The organism is Acidobacteriota bacterium, from assembly GCA_009861545.1.
GTDB lineage: Bacteria > Acidobacteriota > Vicinamibacteria > Vicinamibacterales > UBA8438 > WTFV01.
Genome location: VXME01000164.1, coordinates 1 through 3,826 on the forward strand (window position 1 = coordinate 1; position 3,826 = coordinate 3,826).

Annotated in this window: 3 protein-coding genes; all 3 read left to right on the forward strand. The window is 72.1% G+C overall.

Annotated elements, in window-relative coordinates:
* Positions 1-1,253 (forward strand): type IV secretory system conjugative DNA transfer family protein (locus F4X11_25705; GenBank protein ID MYN68372.1); only part of this gene is annotated, 1,253 nt, incomplete at its 5' end.
* Positions 1,254-2,309 (forward strand): CpaF family protein, encoded by a 1,056-nt coding sequence (locus F4X11_25710; protein MYN68373.1) that lies wholly within the window; start codon positions 1,254-1,256, stop codon positions 2,307-2,309.
* A gap of 18 nt (positions 2,310-2,327) precedes the next feature.
* Complete coding sequence (locus F4X11_25715) at positions 2,328-3,719, forward strand: DUF1738 domain-containing protein (GenBank protein ID MYN68374.1); 1,392 nt, start codon at positions 2,328-2,330, stop codon at positions 3,717-3,719.
* Positions 3,720-3,826: the final 107 nt, after the last annotated feature.

Sequence of the window (3,826 nt, forward strand, 5' to 3'; positions counted from 1 at the left end):
TCATCGAGCTGCACCGCATGTCGCCGGACCGCTGGGTGACGCTGCGCGACGTCTACCGCTCGACGCTGGACCCGAAGCGCATCGAGCGCAAGCTCGCCGAGGTGGAAGCCCGTGTCGAGCCGCCCGGCACGCTCCGCGTCCCGATGGCGGCAATGGCGTCGCACGGCGGCGAGCTGGCGGCCTGGTCCTGGCGGACGGCAGGCGATGTCGCCCGCGCGCCCGACGAGCCGGCCTTGCGCGAGCAGCTCGGCAAGCTCGGGATCGCCTTCGATGTCGAGCCGCCGGTCGTCGGCGACCCGGCCCGCCGCGAGCGGCTCGACGCCATCCGGCGCTGGTACGCCCAGGACTGGCAGGCCCTCGACCCGAAGCTGCGCTCCAGCATCGTCGAGGGACTCAGCGTCTTCCTCTCCGTCTTCGACCTGCCCGACGTGGCCGCGATCTTCTGCCCGCCCAGGCCGCCCGACGCGCACGGCGCGCCAGCCGACGCCCCCGCGGCCGACGCGGCGCCCGTCGTCCGGCCGCTGCCGCCGCTCGACGAGGTGATCGACGCCGGCAAGGTCCTGTGCCTGAACATGCCGGCCGGCACCAATCCGGCCCTTTCCAGGGCCGTCGGCGTCCTGCTCAAGCAGGCGTGGCTCCAGACGCTGCTCCGACGCCCGGCCGAGATGGCGCGCCGCCCCGGCCGCATCTGGCGGCCCGCCGTGTTCCTGTGCGACGAGTACCAGAGCTTCGCCACCGTCGGCGAGGACGACCCGGCCGGCGACGAGAAGGCGTTCGCCCTGACCCGCCAGTCGCGCCTCATCCCCATCGTCGCTACGCAGTCGATCTCGTCGCTGCGCGCCGTGTTGGGCCAGTCCGAAGCGTGGCGGGCGCTGCTCCAGACGCTCCGCACCCGCATCTTCCTGTCGCTCGGCGACGACTCGTCGGTGCAGATCGCAAGCGCGCTGTGCGGACAGGTCGCCCGAATGAAGGCGTCCTACAGCTTCTCGGAGCAGACCTCGCAGGCCACCGCGTCGCTGCTCTCTGGAGCCCCCGGCGGCGGGACCGGCAGCCTCGGCGCCAGCAAGTCCTTCAGCGAACGCCGCGAGGCGCTCTTCCATCCCCGCGACTTCGCCCTGCTCGGCAACTGCCAGGCCATCGTCCTGCCCTACGACGGCCGACGCGCGCTCGACGCGCGCCGTTGCTATCTCAAGCCGGACTTCCTGCCGCGGGACCGGCCCTACTGGCGCGCCCGCGAGGCCGGAGACCTGTAGATGGAGCTGACCGTCGCCGACCTGACGCCGTTCCTGCCGGGGCTCGAAGCCGCACTCGACGACGAGACCGTCTCCGAGGTGATGATCAACGGCCCGGGCACGGTCTTCATCGAGCGCGCCGGCCGCATGACGGCGCTCGACGCGCCGGAGCTGACGGCCGACGCGGTGGCGCGCGCCGCCGTCCAGATCGCACGGCCGCTCGGAAGGGACCCGCTCTCCGAGCCGGTCATCGACGCCAGGCTGGCGGACGGCTCGCGCGTCGCCATCTGCGGCCCGCCGGCCGCCCCGACGGCCGCGATCACCATCCGCCGCTTCGGGGGCCGGGCCTTCACCGTCGCCGAGCTGACCGCGAGCGGGTCGCTTCCGGCCGCCGTCGCCGACGAGACCGCGGCCGTGCTCCGCCACGGCCGCAACGTCCTGATCTCCGGCGGTACCGGTTCCGGCAAGACGACGCTGCTGAACGCGCTGGTGTCGCTGCTGCCCGCCGAAGGCCGCGTCGTCTCCATCGAGGACACCCTGGAGCTGCGGCTGCGCCGGACCAACGGCCTGCGGTTCGAGGCGCGCGGGCTCGGCGACCGCGGCGTCACCATCCGCGACCTGGTGCGCCATGCGCTGCGCCACCGGCCCGACCACATCGTCGTCGGCGAGGTCCGCGGGGCCGAGGCCGCAGACCTGCTCCAGGCGCTCAACACCGGGCACGGGGGCAGCTTGGCCACGGTGCATGCGAACAATGCCGCCGCGGCCCTGTCGCGGCTGGCGACCTGCGCCATGCAGGCCAGCGACGCCCTGCCCTGGGCCGTCGTCTGCCGCGGCGTGGTCGACGGCATCGAGGCCGTCATTCACCAGACCCGGACGCCCGAAGGCGTCCGCCGCGTCGACCAGATGGTGCGCGTCCGTGACTACGACGCGCGGGAGAACCGCTGGCTCGTCGAGACCGTCTGGCCGGCGACGCCGGCATTCGCAACCGGCTCCAGTGTCTCGTCGCCGGTCGAGCCGGCGGGGTCTTCGGCCCGGCGCAAGAAGAGAGGACGGCGGAGGCGTCGATCCCGGAAGTGATCGAGGAACGGATCGAGCATGTTGCGGCCCGCGATTTCGCCTCCGGGTCGTGACACCGAGGGAATTGGAGGAACCGACGATGAGCGGAACGGATGGGAAGGACGCCAGCGCGCAGGAGCCGGTTCGGGTCACGACGCGGGAGGAGTTCGACGCCGCGATCGGAGAGCTGTTCCGCACGGGACGGCCCATCGAGGCGCCGTCGCTCGACGCGCTCGCCGATTGGGACGTGGACCTCGAAGACGAGGCCGGCGCCATCGAGGAGGAGCGGTGATGGCCAAGGCGCGAGAACGGGCCGACGAGTACCACGCGCAGTTCGCCGAGCGCATCATCCAGGCGCTCAAGGAAGGCGCCGCCCCGTGGCAGAAACCGTGGAAGCCCGGCGAGCGCATCCTGCCGCACAACTTCCAGAGCGGGCGCGACTACCGCGGGGGCAACGCGCTGTACCTGGCCCTGAACGGACTGGAGCGCGGCTACGCCGACCCGCGCTGGGGCGGCTACCGCCAGATCCAGGAAGCTGGCGGCCACGTCCGCAAGGGCGAGAAGGGCACCCCCATCATGTACGTCGAGTGGCGGCAGCGGCGTACCGCCCGCGACGAGAGCGGCAACCCGGTGCTCGACGACGAAGGCCGCAAGAAGCTCGAATGGGTCCAGCGCGACCGGCCGCTCGTCAAGGTCCAGTACGTCTTCAACATGGAGCAGACCGAGGGCCTCAAGCTCCGCTCGCTCCAGGCCGCGGGGCCGGAGTGGGAGGGGCACGAGCGCGCCGAGGCGCTCATCCGCGGCAGCGGCGTCCGGGTCGACCACGTGGCCGGCGACCGCGCCTACTACAGCATGAAGGACGACCGTGTGGTGCTGCCCGAGCGGGGCCAGTTCGCGTCGCAGTCGGCCTACACGCACACGGCGCTGCACGAGCTGGGACACGCGACCGGACACCCGGAACGCCTGAACCGGCCCACCCTGGTAAAGCACGGCGGCTTCGGCTCGGAAGCCTACGCACGCGAGGAGCTGCGGGCCGAGATCGCCGCGATGATGACCGGCGAGCGGCTCGGCGTCGGCCATGAGCCGAGGCACGGAACGGCGTACGTCGCCTCGTGGATCAAGGCGCTGGAGAACGACCCGAAGGAGATCCGCGCGGCGGCTGTCGACGCGCAGCGCATCTCCGACTGGCTGTTGACCCGTGAACGCGAACGTAGCCAGAGCGAAGACAGGGTACAGCCCGACCGGCGCGACGACGGAGCAGACCGGAAGATCGAGCGTGATCCGGACCGGCCGCTCACTGAGCCCGAGCCGGCCCGGCTCTCGCAGCCTCAACCGCCCGAGGTGCCGCGCGACCCCGGCCGCCGGACGGCCGCGTTCAAGTCCGGCTTGGAGATCCCCGACCGCGGCGCAATCAGTGGCCCAAGCCGTTGACCTTGGAAGGTGGGGGGCGCCCCAGGAAACCCCCAGCCCCAAAAACAACACGGGGAACGCAAACACCAGCATAAAAAAACACCCGCAGAGCGCCCCCACCGAGCCGC

Excerpts from the sequence above, each read along its gene's own strand:
- F4X11_25710 (MYN68373.1), top strand. The coding sequence starts at position 1,254 with ATGGAGCTGACCGTCGCCGACCTGACGCCGTTCCTGCCGGGGCTCGAA.
- F4X11_25715 (MYN68374.1), top strand. The coding sequence starts at position 2,328 with ATGTTGCGGCCCGCGATTTCGCCTCCGGGTCGTGACACCGAGGGAATT.